This is a genomic window from Longispora fulva, assembly GCF_015751905.1.
GTDB classification, from domain to species: domain Bacteria; phylum Actinomycetota; class Actinomycetes; order Mycobacteriales; family Micromonosporaceae; genus Longispora; species Longispora fulva.
Window position 1 is genome coordinate 4,346,645 of record NZ_JADOUF010000001.1, and the last position, 17,230, is coordinate 4,363,874.

The window sequence follows — 17,230 nt, forward strand, 5'->3', positions numbered from 1 at the left end:
GACTGTGTCGACACCAGTGCCCGGTCAGCGGTTCGTCCCCTTCGCGCGCCAGCTGTCCGATCACGGGAACCGGCCGGCTCTCCTCACCGCCGACGAGGTGGTCACGTACGCGGACCTCGCCGGGCGGGTGGCGGAGTTCTCCGAGGTGCTGGGTCGGCAGCGGCGGCTGCTCCTGCTCGGGGCCGCCAACACGGTGGGCACCGTGGTCGCGTACCTGGCGGCGCTGAGTTCCGGTAGTCCCGTCCTGCTCACCGCCGCCGGGGGTGTCGACGCCATGACCTCGGCGTACGACCCGGACGTCGTGATCGACGGGTCGGGTGACCGCCCGCTGGTCGAGGAGCGGCGGGCGGTCGGCCGGCACGAGCTGCACCGCGATCTCGCCCTGTTGCTGAGCACGTCCGGTTCGACGGGTTCGGCCAAGCTGGTCCGCCTCTCGCACGACAATCTGCGGTCCAACGCCGCGTCGATCGCCGAGTACCTCGCCCTCCGCGACGACGACCGGGCCGCGACCACCCTGTCCCTGCACTACTGCTACGGCCTGTCGGTGCTCAACAGCCACCTGTCGCGGGGCGCCGCCGTCGTCCTGACCGGGCTCTCGGTCTCCGACGAGGGCTTCTGGGAGCTGTTCCGGACCCGTCGCGCCACCTCGTTCGCCGGCGTGCCCTACACGTTCGAACTGCTCGACCGGGTGGGGTTCGACGCCATGGCCCTGCCCGACCTGCGATACGTGACCCAGGCCGGCGGCCGGCTCGCCCCCGCGGACGTGCGCCGCTACGCCGAACTGGGCCGGCGCGCCGGCTGGGAGCTGTTCGTCATGTACGGGCAGACCGAGGCGACAGCGCGGATGGCCTACCTGCCCCCGGCCCTGGCCCCACAACACCCGGAGTGCGTCGGCGTGCCGGTGCCGGGTGGCCGGTTCCGGCTGGATCCTGTGCCGGACTGGCCCGGGGACGACACCGGTGAACTCGTCTACCACGGCGCGAACGTGATGCTGGGCTACGCCCACGGGCCGGCGGACCTCGCCCGCGGCCGGACCCAGGAGGAACTCCGCACGGGGGACATCGCCCGACTCGGGCCGCACGGCCTGTACCAGATCGTGGGTCGTCGCAGCCGGTTCCTCAAACTGTTCGGGCTGCGGGTCGACCCGCACGGGATCGAGGAACTGCTCGCCGACCACGGCACCGGGGCGATCTGCGTCGGCGACGACGAGGAACTCGTGGTCGCGATCGCCGGGGCTGGCGGGGCGGCGACGATCGACGCCGACCGGGTCCGGCAGCTGATCGCGCGGGAGGTCGGCCTGCCCGCCCGGGTGATCCGGGTTCTCCCCGTCGCCGAACTGCCCCGGCTCGGCAACGGCAAGCCCGACTATCCGGCGGTGGAGAGACTGGCCGCCGAGTCGCGGCCGGCGACCTGGGAGGACCAGCCCGCGCGGGAGAGCGTCGATCTGAAGGCGCTCTACAGCCGGGCCCTGGGCGTCTCCGACGTCGGGGACGACGACTCCTTCGTCAGCCTCGGCGGCGACTCGCTCTCCTACGTCACGACGTCGGTCAGGCTCGAGCGGGCCCTCGGCCACCTGCCCACCGCGTGGCACACCCTGTCGATCGGGGAGCTCCGACAGGTCAGCCGGGCGCCACGGTCGCGGGTGCGGTGGTTGGAGACCAGTACGGCGCTGCGGGCGGTCTCGATCGTGCTCGTGGTCGGCACGCACATCACCCTGTTCTGGCTGGCCGGAGGCGCGCACATCCTGCTCGGCGTCGCGGGGTACAACTTCGCCCGGTTCCCGTTGACGGCCGGGAACCGGGGCGAGCGGGTCCGCCGCGCGCTGTGGAGCACCGGCCGGATCGTGGGCGTCGTGGGGATCTGGCTGGCGATCGTCGCCTGCGGGTACCGGGCGTGGCCGAGCACGTTCGCGAGTGGCGGCGAGTACTGGTTCGTCGAGGCGCTGGTGCCGATCACGCTGGGCGCGACGGCGCTGATGTCCCTGCCGGTGGTGGACCGCTGGGAGCGCCGGTGGCCCTTCGCCGTGCCCCTCGCGCTGGCCCTGGCCGGTCTCCTGGTGCGGTACGACCTCGTCCCCGCGCCGCCGAGCCCGTTCGCCATCCCCCGGCTCGTCGAGCCCGAGGGGTTCGACCGGTGGGCCAATCCCGCGGTGATCTTCTGGCTGTTCGCGGTCGGGTGGGCCGCGGCGCGGGCCACCCGGCACTGGCAGCGGGCCGTTCTCACCGCGATCGTGGTGCTGGCGGTCCCCGGGTTCTTCACCCACCCCCGCGAGGACGTCCTGGTGGCCGCCGGCGTCCTGCTCCTGGTGTGGGTACCGGCCGTGCCCAGCGTGGGCCTCCTGAACCGGCTGGCGGGTGTGGTCGCGGCCAGCTCGCTGTGCGTCTATCTCACGCACTGGCAGATCTACCCGCGCATCGGCGACGCGCTGGCCGGCGTACCCGGTGGGCCGCTGGTCGTCACGGCGGGCACGATCGCCGTCGGCGCCCTCTACCAGCTGGCGACCGACAGGGCCTCCGTGCTGCTGGCCGCGGCCCGGGAGGCGTTCCAACGGCGGGGAGCGACCGCCCCGCCGACCCTGTCGGACGTCTAGCGCCCGCCGCCCCGGAACACCTCGGCGATGGTGCGCAACACCACCTTCACGTCGAGCCACAGCGACCAGTTCTCGATGTAGAAGTTGTCGAACCGGGCCCGGTCGCTGATCGGGGTGTCGCCCCGCAGGCCACTGACCTGGGCGAGGCCGGTGAGTCCGACGGGTACCCGGTGGCGCATGGCGTAACCCGGGTACTCGGCGGCGAACTTCTCCACGAAGTACGGGCGCTCCGGGCGCGGGCCGACGATGGTCATGTCGCCCCGGAGGATGTTCCACAACTGCGGCAGCTCGTCGATCGAGGTCCGGCGGATGAGCCGGCCGAAGACGCTGACCCGCTTGTCGTGGGCGATCGACCAGTTCGTCTGCGACTCCGCCTCGTTGACCGGTCGCATGGAACGGAACTTGATGACCTGGAACGGCTTGCCGTCCCGGCCGATCCGCTCCTGGTGGAACAGGATGCCCGGGCCGCCGTCGAGCAGGGTGAGCAGCGCGACCACCAGCAGGATCGGGCTGAGGATCAGCAACAGGAGCGAGGAGAGGACGATGTCCGTCAGGCGCTTGAGTATCCAGCGGGGCCCGGACAGGGCCGAGTCGCGGATGTGCACGACCGGGATGGCCCCGATGTGGTCGGGCAGCCTGCTGCCGGAGCGCGAGCCCCACAGCCGCGGCACCACCCAGATGTCGCAGTGCGCCCCGGCGTCCCCGGCCGCCCGGATGGTCTCCATCAGCGCGGCCTCGGGGTACTGGTGGTCGGCGATGATGACCACGTCGCTCTCGGTCAGCTCGATCGCGCGCCTGAGGTTGGCGATGGTGTCCACCACCGGTGGCCGCGCGCCGGTGTCCGTGGCCGGCGGGTCGTCGACGTGGCCGACGAACCGCAGGCCGTAGGCCGGATACCGGCGCAGCACCCGGGCGAGGTCGACGGCGATCGGACCGGTCCCGATGACGAGCGCGTTGTGTTCGACCCATCGGCGCTTGCGGGCGAGGACGACCGCCGAGCGGGTCACCGCGCGACCCAACAGCACCAGCACCGAGGACAGGGCGACCCCGCGCATGAAGGCGGCCACGTGCTCGACCTCCTCGTGCCGCAGCGCCGCGATCATGGCCACGATCGCCGCCGACGCGAGCAGCCGGCCGCACAGGGTCGGCAGCTCGTCGAGGATGCTCATGTGACGCCGGCCGCTGTACAGGCCGCCCAGGCCGAGGATCACGACGGCCAGTCCGGCCTCGAAGATCGTGCCCTTCCAGAACTTGTCCGTCAGGAGCAGCGGCGTCAGCAACGCCGCGACGTCCACCGGAGCCGCCATCATCCAGCCCCGGAGCCCGCGGGTGCTCTTCGAGGCGCGGGAGGCGATGTAGGGCAGCACCACCGTGGTGTCCGACGTCCTGGGCGGGCCGGATCGTCCCGAGTCCCCGGAAGGGGCGCGGGGCGCGGGGGCCACGGCCGCCGGAGGCTGGGGCGCCGGTGCCCTGTGGGCGGGCGGCGCGGCGTTCCGGTCAGACGTCACCTGGACGGGGAACGCACTGGCGATTTCCCCGATAGGTGGTAAATGTGATTTTTTCAAGTAGAGCTCCCCGTTACGGCCGCAGCAGGGATACGGCCAGACGACAGCATAAAGCCAGCTGGAAACCACTGCCATAGCCATTCGGGCTGGTGTGACTGTCTTGAGATCCTTCTTCGCTGAAAATTCACCTCGACCTCCACGGACCACCCTGGCCCGGCCCGGAGATCAAAGGCAATGGCTCAGAGGTCGGCCCAGGCGCGGGCGAGCCGGGCCGCCAGCTCCGTGAGGACGTCCGGGTCGAGGGTGAACGGGATCCTGATCCGCGAACCGTGCCCGCCGTCGGGATCCGTGGCGGCACCGGGCACCACCTCCACCCCGTGCCGGAGCGCGACCTGGGCGAACACCCGGGCGTCGGTGTCGGGGAGCAGCACCCACAGCGCGGAGCCGCCGTCCGGGGGCGTCCACCGCCAGGCCGGCAGCCGGTCGCGGAGCAGGCCCTCCAGGTGCGCCAGCCGCAGCCGGGCCCTGGCGGCGCCGGCGGCGGCCAGGTCGGGCAGCCGGGGCAGGAGCCGCGCGGCGAGGGCCTGGTCGAGGACGGGGCTGCCCAGGTCGGTGCGGGCCTTGAGCCGGGCCAGTCGGCCGGCGGTCTCCGTCGGGGCCCGGACCCAGCCGACCCGCAGGCCGGCCCAGACGGACTTGGTCAGCGAGCCGACGGTGAGCACGGCGGCGTCGGCGGGCGCGTACGCGGCGAGGGGCGCGGGTGGCGGGGCGTCGTCCAGGGGCGCGGAGTAGGCGTTGTCCTCCAGCACCGGCACCCCGTGCCGCGCGGCGAGTTCACCGATCCGCCGGCGCCGGGCCGCCGACATCAGGGTGCCGGTCGGATTGTGGAAGGTCGGCATCAGGTACGCCAGCGCCGGCCGGTCGCCGAACGCCGCCGCGAGCCGGTCGACCCGCGCGCCCTCCCCGTCCAGCGGCACCGGGACCAGCCGGGCCCGCGCGGCACGGAACGTGTCGAGGCAGTCCGGCCAGCTCGGGGACTCCACGACCACCGGGGAACCGCGGCGCAGGTACAGGGCCGTGGCGAGGCTGATCGCCTGGGTGGCGCCGGTGGTGACCACGATCTGGTCCGGGCTGGTCGGCAGGCCGGCCGCGCGGTAGTGCCCGGCGAGCGCCTCGCGGAGCCGGGGCAGGCCGTGCGGGTGGTACCCGGCGTCGGCGAGCAGCCCGGGCAGGTCCTCGCGTGCGACGGCGGCGAGTTCCTCCGCGACGGCCGGCGCACCGGGGTCCACGGCGCTGGCCAGCGAGAGGATGCCGGAGGACCCGGAGACGAGGCGCTGGACGAGCGCGGTGGCGGTGCCGCCCTCGACCCGGCCGGCGTGAGCTTCACCCCAGCCGGTGCCGCCCTCGCCCCAGGCGGTGCCGCCGCCCTCGGCCCGGCCGGAACGCCCGAGGTCGTCAGCCCCGGCCCCGCCGTGCCGTCCGGCGCTGATTCGGCTGCCACTGCCCCGGCGGCTGTCCAGGACGCCCGCGCCCCGCAACGCGTCGTAGGCGGCGGCGACGGTGGCTCGGCTCACCCGCAGCGCCCGGGCCAGCTCGCGCTCGGCGGGCAGCCGGTCCCCGGCGACGAGGTCCCCGACGAGCACCGCCCGGCGGACGGCGCCGGCCAGCGCCCGGTACAGCGGGCCGGGGCCGGCCCAGTCGCCGAGGATCTCGATCAGGTCCGCGGTACCCCGGGACCGGTCCACTTCAGGCTCCATTGGCTCGGGTGCCCGCCACGCTCCGTGACGAGACTGGGGAGATGATCACAGAGTATGCCGGGCGGCTGCGCGCCGTCGCGGACCTGAACCTGCCGGCGGTCCGGACGGACGCCGGACGGCACGAGTACGACGGGCGGGTCCAGGACCTGTCCCCCGCCGGCGTGCGCGGCGCGCTGGCGGCGTTGGGCGGGCCGCCGCTCGCGGATCCGCACGACGAGGCGCACCTGGCGGCGTTCGAGGAGTCGGCCCGGGTCCGGTTCGGGGAGTACGAGCTGCACCGGGTCAACCCGGCCCCGCACCTGGACAACCTGGACCTGTCCTGTTACGACCGCGACTACGCGCCGGCCGGCGAACGCGCCGAGGCCCGCCGGGCGCACCTGAAGGCGTGGCCGGACGCCGTGGACGCCGCGATCGAGGCCCTCGACCGGGTGCCGGCGGCGCTGGCCGGGAACGCGCTCGGGGCGGCCCGGCGACTGGGAGGCCAGGTGGCGGAGGGGGACGAGTACCCGAAAAGGGCCCTGGATCTGCTCGTGGCGCACCTGGAACGGGCGGCGCGGACCGGCGGGCCCGGCGTGGCCGGCGGCGGGGAACGGCTCGCGCGGCTGGCGTCGGCGGCCGAGGCGGTGCCGGTGGACCTGGCCAGGCTCGCGGCCCGCGCCGACGCCGAACGCGACGCGTGGCGGACCCGCCTGACGGAGGCGTGCCGGCGGATCGACCCGCGGTCCCCCGCCCGGCACACGATGGCCACGATCCTCGACGACCACCCGGACGCCGCCGGCGTGCTGGACCTGGCGACCGGACTCGTCGCCGAGGTGACGGCGTGGACCGCCGAACGCGGCCTCGTGCCGCACCTGGACGGCGAGTGCCGGGTCGGTCCGACGGCGCCGGAGCAGTCCTGGCAGGTGGCCACCATGACCGGCGCCGCGCCCTACGAGCCGGACGGGCCGTCGTGGTTCCGGATCACCCCGCCGGATCCGGCCTGGCCGGCCGACCAGCGGGCCCAGTGGCTGCAGATGTACAACCGTTCCGGGCTGGCCAACATCGCCGTGCACGAGGCCGGTCCCGGGCACTTCGCGCACGGCCGGTCCCTGCGCCGCGCCGCCGGGGACGTGCGCAGGACCCTGCACTCCGAGCCGTTCACCGAGGGCTGGGCGCACTACTGCGAACAGCTCGCCGTCGAGGAGGGCTTCCGCGCGCACGACCCCCGGTTCGCCGCCAGCGTCGCCCGGGACGCGCTGCTGCGGATCACCCGGCTGGCGTGCGCGATCGGCGTGCAGACCGCCACCATGACCCTCGACGAGGTGGTCCGCCGGTACGAGGCCGACACGTTCATGGCCGGCCCCGCCGCCCGGGCCGCCGCCGACCGGCTGCTGCGCGATCCGTTCGCGATCTCCTACACGTGGGGCAAGTGGGCGATCCTGGACGCGCGCGAGGAGGCCAGGGCGCGGTGGGGGGCCGGCTTCAGCCTGGCCAGGTTCCACCGGGCCCTCCTCGACCTGGGCGCGCCGCCGATCGGCCTGCTCGGCACGGCGGTCGCCCGGGGGTGACGTCGCGCTGACGGTTGCGACGGTCGTGCCGGGGGCTGCACCATGCTGCATACGCCGCAGAATGGAGGGACGACCGTGGGCTCCGATGCCGAGGTCCGGGTGCTCGGGCCGGTGGAGGTCCTGGGACCCGGGGGCCAGGTACCGCTCGCCGGCACCCGGCAACGCGCACTGGTGGCCATGCTCGCCCTCGACGCCGGCGTACCCGTCGGCCAGGCCCGGCTCGTCGACGCGCTGTGGGGGGAGGATCCACCCAGGACGGCCGTCAAGACCCTGCACAGCCACGTGGCCAGGGTCCGCCAGGCTCTCGCCGACAGCGGCTTGCCGGACCTGCTGGTGACCCGCGGGGCCGGCTACGCCCTCGCCCTGCCCAGGACCGGCGTGGACGCCCACCGGTTCGACGACCGGGTCGCCGCGGCCAGGCACCGCCTCGCCGCCGGGGACCACGCCGCGGCGACGGCCGGGTTCCGGGCGGCCCTGGCGCTGTGGCGGGGCGACCCGCTCGCCGACGCCGCCCCGGCCGGCTGGGCCGCCGATGAGGCCGCCCGGTTGCTGGAGGCGCGCCTGGCCGCCACGGAGGACCTGTGGGAGACGGAGCTGGCCCTCGGCCGGCACGCCGCGGCCGTCGGCGACCTCGACCGGCTGCTGGTCGGCCGGCCCGGGCGGGAACGGCTGGTCGGCCTGTACATGCTCGCCCTGTACCGGTCCGGCCGGCACGCCGACGCACTCGGGGCCTACCAGCGGCTGCGCGCCCACCTCGCCGACGAGCTCGGCGTCGACCCGGGGCCGGACCTGCAGGGTCGGTACACGGCGATCCTGCGCCGCGACCCGGCACTGGACCCGGCGCGACCCGTTCCGACCGGTCCGGCCCAGTTGCCGGCGGCGGTCGGCCACTTCACCGGCCGGGCAGAGGCGCTGGCCGCCCTGGACGGGCTCGTGGCCGGCCCGGAGCGGCGGATCGCGGTGCTGTCGGGGCCGGCCGGGGTCGGCAAGACGGCCCTCGCGGTGGACTGGGCGCACCGGGTCGCGGCCCGGTTCGACGCCGGACAGCTGTTCCTCGACCTGCGCGGACACGACCCGGACACGGCGTTGGCCCCCGGCGAGGCGCTGGGGCACCTGCTGCGCGGGCTCGGGGTGGCCGGGGAGCGGATCCCGACGGACCTGTCGGACCTGACCGGGCTGTACCGCTCCCTCACCCACGCCCGGCCGATCCTGGTGGTGGTGGACAACGCCGCCGACGTGGACCAGGTGCTGCCACTCGTGCCGGCGACCGCGGCCGGGTTCCTGCTGGTCACCAGCCGGCAGCGGTTGGTGGCGCTCGGCACGCACCACGCGGCGGCGTTCGTCGGCCTCGACGTGCTGTCGGCGGCCGAGGGGCTCGCGCTGCTGCGCCGGGTGCTCGGGCCGGACCGGGTGGGGGCGGAACCCGGTGCCGCCGCCGAGCTGGTGCGGCTGTGCGACGGGCTGCCGCTGGCGCTGCGGATCGCCGGGGCGAAGCTCGCCGCTGACCCCGGCCAGTCGATCGGCCGGCTCGCCGCGGACCTCGGCACCGGCGACCGGCTCGACGAGCTGTCGGTGCCCGGGGACTCCCGCAGCGTGCGGACGGTGTTCGCCAGCGCCTACCGGGCACTGTCCCCCGGAGCCGCCCGGCTGTTGCGGCACCTCGGCACGCATCCGGGGCCCACCTTCGACGCGCACCTGGCCTCGGCGCTCACAGGCCCGGACGCGCGCCCCTGTCTCGCCGAGCTGGCCGCGGCGCACCTGATCGTGCCGGTGGGCGACCGGTACCGCTTCCACGACCTGATCCGGCTGTACGCCGCCGAGTGCGCCCGCCGCGACGAGCCGGACATCGACCCGGCCCGCCTCCTGGACTGGTACCTGGCCGTCGCGCACGCCGCGAACCAGGTGATCGGCCGGGCCCGCGACCGGGTCACCCCGACCCTGCGGCACCCGCCGGCGACGCTGCCGTTCGGCGACGGGCACGCGGAGATCCTCGGCTACCTCGACGGCGAACACGCGAACATGACCCCGGTGGTGCGCCACGCCGTCGAGCACGGGCACGACACCGCGGCGTGGCAGCTGACCTACCTGTTGACCGGGTTCTTCGAGTACCGGGGACAGTGGAGCGACCGGGTCGAGCTGTGCCGGCTGGGCCTGGCCGCCGCCGAACGGCTGGGCGACGCGTCCGCCGCCGGCCTGATGTACAGCACCCTCGGCGTCGCCTGTGTCGAACTGCGCCGGTTCGACGACGCGCTGGGCCACCTGCGCGAGACCCTGGTCCGGATGCGCGCGGTCGGCGACCACCGGGGCCAGGGGGTGGCGCTGAACAACATGGCCGTCGCGTACCTGGGCCTGCGCCGGTTCGCCGAGGCCGCCGAGGTCGCCGGCGAGGCCCTCGCCGGCCACCGGGCCCACGGGCACACGGTCGGGGTGGCCCTGGCGCTCAACAACCTCGGCTACGCCCACGCCGAACTGGGCGACACCGACCGGGCGCTGGCGCACCTGGCCGAGGCGCTGGAGATCGGCCGGGAGCTGGGCAACGCCCGGCTGGAGGCCGGGGTGCTCAACAGCATCGGCCAGGCCCACCTCTACGCCGACGACCTGCCGGCGGCCCTCGACCGGTTCGGCGAGGCGCTCGCCGCCCGCCGACGGATCGGGGACCGGCGCAACGAGGCCGAGACCCTCAACCTCCTCGCGTTGACCCACCTGCGGCTCGACCAGCCGGACGCGGCGCTGGTCCACCTGCACGCCGCCGAGGAGATCAGCTGCGATGTCGGGGACGAGCACTTCGAGGCCGTGATCCGCAACAACCTGGGCGCGGCCCGGCTGCGGACCGGCGACCTGGCCGGGGCGGAGCGCGACCTGCACCGGGCCCTGGCGCTGCGGACCCGGATCCCCGACCCGCACGAGGAGGCCGCCATCCGGGCGAACCTGGCGGAGCTCGCCGCCCGGGTCAGCAGTCCGCGTCCGTGATCACCCGGGAGGTCCGCACGACACTGCGCCCGAGGACGCCGCCGGACAGGACGAGCGTGAACGTCTCCGGCTGCTCGCAGACGCCGTCGTTGACGATCTCCACGGCGATGAAGCTCCGGCTGGCGGTCGGCGCGACGGAGACCCGCGCGTAGTTCAGCGGGATGAAGTCCTGCTGCGGGGTGGCGCTGCCCGCCCGGGTGCTCACCTCGAAGTAGGCGCCCTGGATCCGGACCGGGGTGTAGGTGACCACGAAGCCGCACCTGCTGACCGTGGGCAACGGGTCGGTGCCGTCCTCGCAGATCCCGCTGAGCAGCACCTGCGGCGGCCACTGGGCCTGGGCCGGTCCGGCCTGGACGGTGAGCTGTGCCGCGGCCAGCCCCGTCGCCATGACCAGTACCAGTCCGAGCCGGCGCAACAGTTTCGTCATCGTGTCTCCCAGACTTCCGCGGCCTCGTCGCCGTCGCCCATGGATACCAGATCACGGTTGCAGCCCGGTTGTGACGTGCTCCGACCAGGCGCACAACCGGACCGCAACCCGGCTGCCACCGGACCGACCGAGGCTGTGCGCGGCACCCGTCACAGGACGGGTCCGATGTGGAGAAGAGGTCTCATGAGGAAGCTACGCACATGGGTCGCGGTCGGACTGACCGCCGCCGTCGGCCTGACGCTCGCCGCGGCGCAGGCCGGCACCGCGTCCGCAGCACCGTCCACCCGGTGGACCGCCGCCCAGATCGCCGACGGGCTGCTGTTCAACGACGGCCCCGCCGCCAGGGCGCTCGCCGGCCTGCACCGGGCCCCGACGGCGTGGACGGCCGAGCTGCGCGACGCCCGGGTCCGGATCGACCGGGCCGTGTCCGCCGACCCGGCCTGGTCGGCCACGTTCGTCCGGGAGATGCGGTCGGGTGACCCCCGCCAGGTCGCCCAGGGTCTCGCCGACCTCGGTGACGTGGCGCGCCAGGTGCTCGACGCGAGGTCCGGGTCCGCGGGCGTGTCGGCCGCCGTGAGCTACACGAACCAGTCCTGGGCGAACAACCAGATGGCGCGGATGGGCGACTTCAGCCTCACCTCCCACTTCGGCGCCCAGCTCGGCACGATCTACGGCGGCCTCGACCTCGGCGGCGTGTACACGCCGACCGTCCCCGGTCAGGTCGGTCTCCGGCGCGAGATGCTGGTCGCGGACATCGCCCGCGGCCTGCGGGCCGGGCAGTAGCGTGCCGGCCGGCGGCGCGGTGGCGTCCACCGCACCGAGGGATCCCGACACCGCCACGGGGCGGCGGGTGGCGTCCGTGGCCGCGGGCGCGGTCCTGCTCGTGGCCTATGTGCTGCACGCCGCGCTGCCGGCCAGCCCGTTGCACCTGCCCGGGCCGGACACCACGACCGTCCGCGATCTCGTGCCGCAGGGCTGGGCGTTCTTCACCAAGAGCCCCCGCGGCAAGGACGCCCTGGTGTACCGGCACGACGACGACGGCACGTGGCACGACCTCGGCCCGGGCCCCCTGGCCCAGCCGAAGCACCTGATGGGCCTGGACCGGGCGCCCCGCGCCCAGGGCACCGAGGTGGCCCTCCTGCTGGCCCGCGTGTCCCCCGACGCCTGGCGGGACTGCGACCGGGCCCCGTCCGCGTGCCTGTCGGAGGCGACCGCCGCGACGACCGTCGCCAACGGGTCGAATCTGCGCACCGTGTGCGGGGACGTCGGTCTGGTGACGCAGGCGGCCGTGCCCTGGGCCTGGCGCGACCTGGCCACGACCATGCCGTCGCGGGTGGCCCGGGTGAGGGTGACATGCTGAGCCGGCTCGGCCGGTGGGCCCGGCCCCGGCTGGCGGTCCCGGTGTGGTCGTCCGGGGTGGGACTGGCCCGCACCCTGATCGCGCTGGGCACCCTCGGCACCCTGGTCACCACCGACCCGCGGGCGCTGATGTCCCCACTGGCCGACGGCGTGATCCCGCCGGTGTGCGGGGGTCCGGCCCAGTTCGGCCTGTGGTGCGTCGCCCCGGACCTGGCGGTCGGCCGGTGGCTGTCGGTCGCGGTCCTGGTGCTGGCGGCCGGCGGCTGGCGTCCCCGGTGGACGGCGGTCCCGCACTGGTACGTGGCGTGGAGCGTCGTCGTCAACGTGCCCCTGATCGACGGCGGCGACCAGATCAGCGCGGTCCTCACCCTGCTCCTCCTCCCGATCTGCCTGACCGACCCGCGGCGGTGGCACTGGTCGTCCTACGACCGGCCGGCTCCGGCGGCACCCGGAACGGGGCAGGTCCTGGCCCGGGTCAGCCTGTTGCTGATCCAGATCCAGATGGCGGGCCTGTATCTCCAGGCGTCCGTGGCCAAGCTCGGCGTCCGCGAGTGGGCGGACGGCACCGCGATGTACTACTGGTCGCGCCACCCCACCTTCGGTTCCCCGCCCTGGCTGCGCCCCGCGATGGACGTGCTGACCTCCTCACCGGCCGGGGTCGCGGCGCTCACCTGGGGCTCGATGGCGCTCGAGTTCGCCCTGGCGGTCGCGATCCTGCTGGGGCCCGGGCCTCGGCGGGCGTTGTTGTGCTGCGGGTTGGTGTTCCACTGCTTCATCGCGCTGCACATGGGACTCGTGAGTTTCTACGCGGCGATGGCGGGCGGGTTGCTGTTGGCGCTGCTGCCGGTGGGGCACCACCTGCGGTGGCCGGCCGCGGTCGTGGCGGCGCTGCGACGGGTCACGGCGTCACCCGCGGGACCGGCCGTGGTCCTCTACGACGGCGACTGCGGGTTCTGCGCGCGGTCGATCGGGTTCGTCCGGGACCGCCTGCGGCCCGAAGCGGCCGGGGAGATCGACTTCGCGCCGTGGCAGTCGTGCGACCTTCCGGTGTACGGGCTCACCCCCGACCGGGTCCGGCACGCGGTCCACCTGCTCCGGCCGGACGGCGGGGTGCTGTCGGGCGCGGCGGTGTTCGCCCAGCTCGCCGGGCGCTGCCGGTCCGGTTGGCCGGTGGTCGGGCGAGTGATGGCCGGGCCGCCCGGGAGCTGGGCGGCGGGCGCCGGCTACCGGCTGGTCGCGACCCACCGGCACCGGTTGCCGGGCGGCACCGCGGCGTGCGCGGTCAGCGACAGCTGAGCCCGGTCGGCACGCGCCGCGACCGGCGTCCCGGGGCGTGACGTGCGTCCCGGGGCGGCCGGTCGTCACCGGGGCGTCGACGCCGACGCCGGCGGTCAGGGGCGCAGCATCGGCGGGTACAGCCCCCGCACCTCCCCCGCCCGGCGGTACAGGCTCGCCGGGCGGCCGGTCTCCAGCGCCCGCCGCTCACCGGTCGCCTCCACGAAGCCCTCCGCGCCGAGGACCTTGCGGTGGAAGTTGCGCGGGTCGATCCGGTCGGTGTTCCAGACCGTCTCGTAGACCCCGCGGAGTTCGGCGATCGTGAACTCCGCGGGGCAGAACACCGTGGCGAGGGTGGTCTGCTCCAGTTTCGTCCGGGCGAGCTCGACCGCGTCGGCCAGGATGTCGGCGTGGTCGAAGGCGAGCCGGATTCGCCCGTCGAGGGCCTCGGCGGCCGGCGTCCAGGCCGCCCCGCTGGCGTCGCTGCCGGCCAGCGGCTCGGGCAGGTCGGGCATGATCGCCAGGTACGCGACCGTGACGATCCGCTGGCGGGGGTCGCGGTCCGGGGCGCCGTACGCGCCGATCTGCTCCAGGTGCAGCCCCCGCAGCCCGGTCTCCTCCTCGAGTTCGCGCGCGGCGGCGGCGTCGAGGTCCTCTTCGGGCCGCAGGAAGCCGCCGGGCAGCGCCGGCTCGCCCCGGAAGGGCTCGTTTCCCCGTTCGATCAGCAGGACGCGCAGTCCCCCGTCCCGGATGGTCAGTACGACCAGATCCACGGTGACGGCCACAGTGGCCGGCGGTCGTCTACTCATGCCCACATGTTAGCCGACTAATCGTCTCCTTGACGAGAACTCGGCCATCCTTTATCGTCAGGCTGACGCAATCATTCATGTCAATCTGACGAAAGGTGGGAGGCGAGGGCGATGGGATGGTGGGTGCCCGCAACCGTGACCCTGGCGCTGGCGCTGATCCTCGGCGGCGTGCTGCGCCGTCGCCGCCGGGCCCGCAAGGCCCTGCTGGCCAGCGTGCGGACGGTTCTCGCGTCGACGCGGCCGTCGGCGTGCTCCGCGCTGCGGGCCGGCGCGCGCGACGTCGTCGACGCCGTGGTCCGGATCGACCGGGCGGCGTCCGGGGTGCGCCGGTCCATCGTCCGTCTCACCGGCCAGTCCGGGGACGCCGTCGCCGCCCGCGCCATGGTCGCCAACGACATGCGGCGACTGCTCGACGTCGAGGAGCCGCGCACCGCCCTGCTCGCCCACACCCGCGACCGCGCCGATGTGGTCACCGCCGCCACCGTCCTCGCCGCCGCCACACCCCCGGAACACGGCCTCGGAGGTACGAGCCTGCGGTCCCCGCCCATGCTCGCGGAGGCCGGCTGTCACCCGATGAGCACGCTGGCCGCCGAGATGTACCGCGACGCCCGCCGCCGGCTGCGCGCCCTGCACCGCCTCCTGATCGCCGCCCGTTCCCTGCCGACGTCCGGTTCCACCGGCCTGCCGCCCGCCGACCTGCGGGCCCTGGCGGAGGCGCTGCGGGTGGCGGCGTGCCAGGTGTCCGACGCCGGGCTGCGGATCGTCAACGGCCGGCCGCTGGCGGCGGTGCGGCTCCTGGTCGAGGTGGACCTCCTCGTCACCGACGACATCGCCCTGGGCCACTACCGCGCCCTGGCCGACCTCGGCTCCGCGCACCGGGTCGCGGTCGTCGACTGGGCGCTGGCCGCCGTCACCGCACTGCACCGGCGGCAGTTGGACCGCCCGCGCCAGCCCTGAGAGGAGTCCGACCCCATGCCCACGAACGCCCCCCTGCTGATCTGCGAGTACGAGCACCTGAAGCAGGAACAGCGCCTGCGGATCGCCACCCGCGACAACCTGGTGTGCGCGTCGGTCGCCGCGATGGTCGCGGTCGGCGGCGCCGCGCTGGAGGCCCACTCGCCGGCCCTCCTGCTCCTGTGGCCGCCCCTGGCCCTGGTCCTGGGCCTCAACTTCGTCGCCAACGACCAGAAGGTGTCGGCGATCCGCGCCCACATCACCTCGGTGATCGCGCCCCAGCTGACCCGGATCGTCGACGGCGAGGTGCTCACCTGGGAGACCGTGCACCGGACCGGCCGCGGGGCCCGGTCCCGAAAGGTGGGCCAGCTCGCGGCGAACCTGCTCGTGTTCTGCCTGCCGGCCCTCCTGGCCCCGCTCGGCTACACGCTCTCCGACGGCGGCACGGCACTCCTCGACGCCCTGGCCGCCGTCGAACTCGCCGGCGTCGCGGCGCTGGTCGCCCAGATCGTGGGCTACTCGGAGGTCCGCCAGGTCGGGGATCGGACATGAACACACACTCCACAGTGGTGGGAGAATGGCCCATGGCCCCGGTGAGCGTCGGCATCGTCACTGCACTGCCCGTCGAGTACGCCGCGATGCGTCTCGTGGTCGAGGACCTGCGGACCCGCACGGTCGACGACGACCGCAACCACTACCAGTCCGGTTGGCTGTCGAGTTCGGATCCGGGCCGGCCGCACCGGGTGGTCGTCACCGTGCTCCCCGAGGACGGCACCCGCAACGCAGCGGCGATCTGCGCGGACCTGCTGCGCAGCTTCCCCAGCGTGCGGTGCGTGGTCATGGCCGGCATCGCCGGCGGCGTCCCGGCCCCCGCCGCCCCCGACCGGCACGTCCGCCTCGGCGACGTCATCTCCGCCACCGGCGGCGTCGTGGACTTCGACCACGTCCGCACCGTCGACGGCGCCGACCACCTCCGCCGGGCGGTCAGCGGCCTGTCCACCGACCTGCTGCGCGCCGACCGCGAACTGCAGACGGGCGAACTCGGCGGCGACCGACCCTGGGAGTCGTGGCTGTCCGGCGACACCCTCCCGGCCCGCTTCGCCCGCCCACCCGCCGACACCGACGTCCTGCGCCGCGCCGGCCAGGTGGTGCACCACCCCGACGACGGCCGCACCCCCGGCCTGCCCCGAGTGCACCGGGCCGCCATCGGCAGCGCCGACCGACTCCTGCGCGACGCCGTCCGCCGCGACGCGCTCGCCGCCCGGCACGGCATCCGCGCCGTGGAAATGGAATCCTCGGGCATCGCCGTCGGCGCGGCACTCCGCTCCGCCCAGTGGTACGCCGTACGCGGCATCGCCGACTACTGCGACGGGGCCAAAAACGACCTGTGGCACCCGTACGCCGCACTGGCCGCCGCCGCCTACGTCCGGTCCCTGCTGGGCGCGTGCCACCCTTTCCCGGGGCCTGCTGCCCCCGCCCCGGCGATGACCGCCGAACTGTCGCACGAGAGTCTGAGGCTGATCGTCGACGCGCTGCTGGACATCGAACAGTTGCGCGACGAGGGCGACCGGCGGGCGTTCGTGGCGTGCCTGCCCCGGGGGATCGCCCTCGCCGTCGCGCACAGCCCACGGGCACTGATCCACACGACGGCGATCGTCCGCAGTTGCGCGCAGCACCGCGCGGGCAGAGCCGGACTCCTGCAGGCCCTGCGCATGATCGTGCCGGAGGAGTCGGTGGCGTCCGCCCAGGCGGTCCGCCTCATCGAGAGCCTCTGGCCGGACCGGGCGCAACCGGGAGAGTAACCCGATACTCCATTGTGGTATCTATAGCGTCGGGAACACTGTCCGCCCCGCTCCGGGTCGGACAGTTCCCCTTTCGTGCCAACGGATCAGTATCTGGGAAGGGGTCCCGGCCATCGACGGGTTGCGATACCGTGGAGCCTCGCCGCACAACCTTTTCCGGGATGGGTGGTGCCCACAGGTGATCACGCCCCGATTCGCGAAGTGTCGGTTACCAGTCAATCCTGAGCGGTTGCCC

The 17,230-nt window shown here is 74.6% G+C and carries 13 protein-coding genes; 9 read left to right on the forward strand and 4 right to left on the reverse strand.

The annotated features are described in order from the left end of the window. The first annotated feature begins 4 nt into the window (after positions 1-4). Positions 5-2,590: a non-ribosomal peptide synthetase gene (locus tag IW245_RS19320; RefSeq protein WP_197004571.1), complete on the forward strand. Its 2,586-nt coding sequence runs from the start codon at positions 5-7 to the stop codon at positions 2,588-2,590. On the opposite strand, the gene IW245_RS19325 is transcribed toward IW245_RS19320, so the two are convergent. After that, a complete protein-coding gene (locus tag IW245_RS19325; RefSeq protein WP_197008588.1) occupies positions 2,587-3,900 on the reverse strand; it encodes a sugar transferase in 1,314 nt (437 codons plus the stop codon). The genes IW245_RS19320 and IW245_RS19325 overlap by 4 nt on opposite strands. A gap of 434 nt (positions 3,901-4,334) precedes the next feature. Next, positions 4,335-5,840, reverse strand: a complete 1,506-nt coding sequence (locus IW245_RS19330; protein ID WP_233473133.1) for an aminotransferase-like domain-containing protein — start codon at positions 5,838-5,840, stop codon at positions 4,335-4,337. A gap of 53 nt (positions 5,841-5,893) precedes the next feature. On the opposite strand from IW245_RS19330, the gene IW245_RS19335 reads away from it, so the two are divergent. Further along, on the forward strand, positions 5,894-7,399 hold the full coding sequence (locus tag IW245_RS19335) for a DUF885 family protein (protein WP_197004573.1): 1,506 nt from the start codon (positions 5,894-5,896) through the stop codon (positions 7,397-7,399). A 75-nt stretch (positions 7,400-7,474) separates the two neighbouring features. Further along, positions 7,475-10,369, forward strand: coding sequence for an AfsR/SARP family transcriptional regulator (locus IW245_RS19340; protein WP_197004574.1), 2,895 nt, complete (start codon positions 7,475-7,477; stop codon positions 10,367-10,369). Here IW245_RS19340 and IW245_RS19345 read toward each other — a convergent pair. After that, positions 10,350-10,796 carry a hypothetical protein gene (locus IW245_RS19345; RefSeq protein ID WP_197004575.1) on the reverse strand — a complete coding sequence of 149 codons (447 nt, stop codon included), beginning with the start codon at positions 10,794-10,796 and terminating at the stop codon, positions 10,350-10,352. The two genes, IW245_RS19340 and IW245_RS19345, sit on opposite strands and share 20 nt — an antisense overlap. Before the next feature lie 183 nt (positions 10,797-10,979). Between IW245_RS19345 and IW245_RS19350 the strand changes: the two genes are divergently transcribed. The 3 genes from IW245_RS19350 to IW245_RS19360 all read left to right on the forward strand — a co-directional run bounded on the left by IW245_RS19350 (position 10,980) and on the right by IW245_RS19360 (position 13,451). Then, on the forward strand, positions 10,980-11,579 hold the full coding sequence (locus IW245_RS19350; protein ID WP_197004576.1) for a sporulation delaying protein family toxin: 600 nt from the start codon (positions 10,980-10,982) through the stop codon (positions 11,577-11,579). Between the two features lie 67 nt (positions 11,580-11,646). Then, positions 11,647-12,156, forward strand: coding sequence for an SdpA family antimicrobial peptide system protein (locus IW245_RS19355; protein WP_197004577.1), 510 nt, complete (start codon positions 11,647-11,649; stop codon positions 12,154-12,156). Next, positions 12,150-13,451 carry a sporulation-delaying protein SdpB family protein gene (locus IW245_RS19360; protein ID WP_197004578.1) on the forward strand — a complete coding sequence of 434 codons (1,302 nt, stop codon included), beginning with the start codon at positions 12,150-12,152 and terminating at the stop codon, positions 13,449-13,451. Before IW245_RS19355 ends, IW245_RS19360 begins: the two co-directional genes overlap by 7 nt. A gap of 95 nt (positions 13,452-13,546) precedes the next feature. Here IW245_RS19360 and IW245_RS19365 read toward each other — a convergent pair whose 3' ends face one another. Beyond that, positions 13,547-14,239 carry an NUDIX hydrolase gene (locus IW245_RS19365; protein ID WP_197004579.1) on the reverse strand — a complete coding sequence of 231 codons (693 nt, stop codon included), beginning with the start codon at positions 14,237-14,239 and terminating at the stop codon, positions 13,547-13,549. A gap of 123 nt (positions 14,240-14,362) precedes the next feature. Here IW245_RS19365 and IW245_RS19370 point away from each other — a divergent pair, with 123 nt between their 5' ends. From IW245_RS19370 to IW245_RS19380, 3 genes are read left to right on the forward strand one after another with little or no spacing between them, the layout of a single operon-like run. Further along, entirely contained in the window at positions 14,363-15,196 is an 834-nt protein-coding gene (locus tag IW245_RS19370) for a hypothetical protein (protein ID WP_197004580.1), read from the forward strand. Between the two features lie 15 nt (positions 15,197-15,211). Beyond that, a complete protein-coding gene (locus IW245_RS19375; RefSeq protein WP_197004581.1) occupies positions 15,212-15,745 on the forward strand; it encodes a hypothetical protein in 534 nt (177 codons plus the stop codon). Continuing rightward, positions 15,742-16,995 (forward strand): phosphorylase family protein, encoded by a 1,254-nt coding sequence (locus IW245_RS19380; protein WP_197004582.1) that lies wholly within the window; start codon positions 15,742-15,744, stop codon positions 16,993-16,995. The genes IW245_RS19375 and IW245_RS19380 overlap by 4 nt, the downstream gene beginning before the upstream one ends. Positions 16,996-17,230 lie beyond the last annotated feature (235 nt).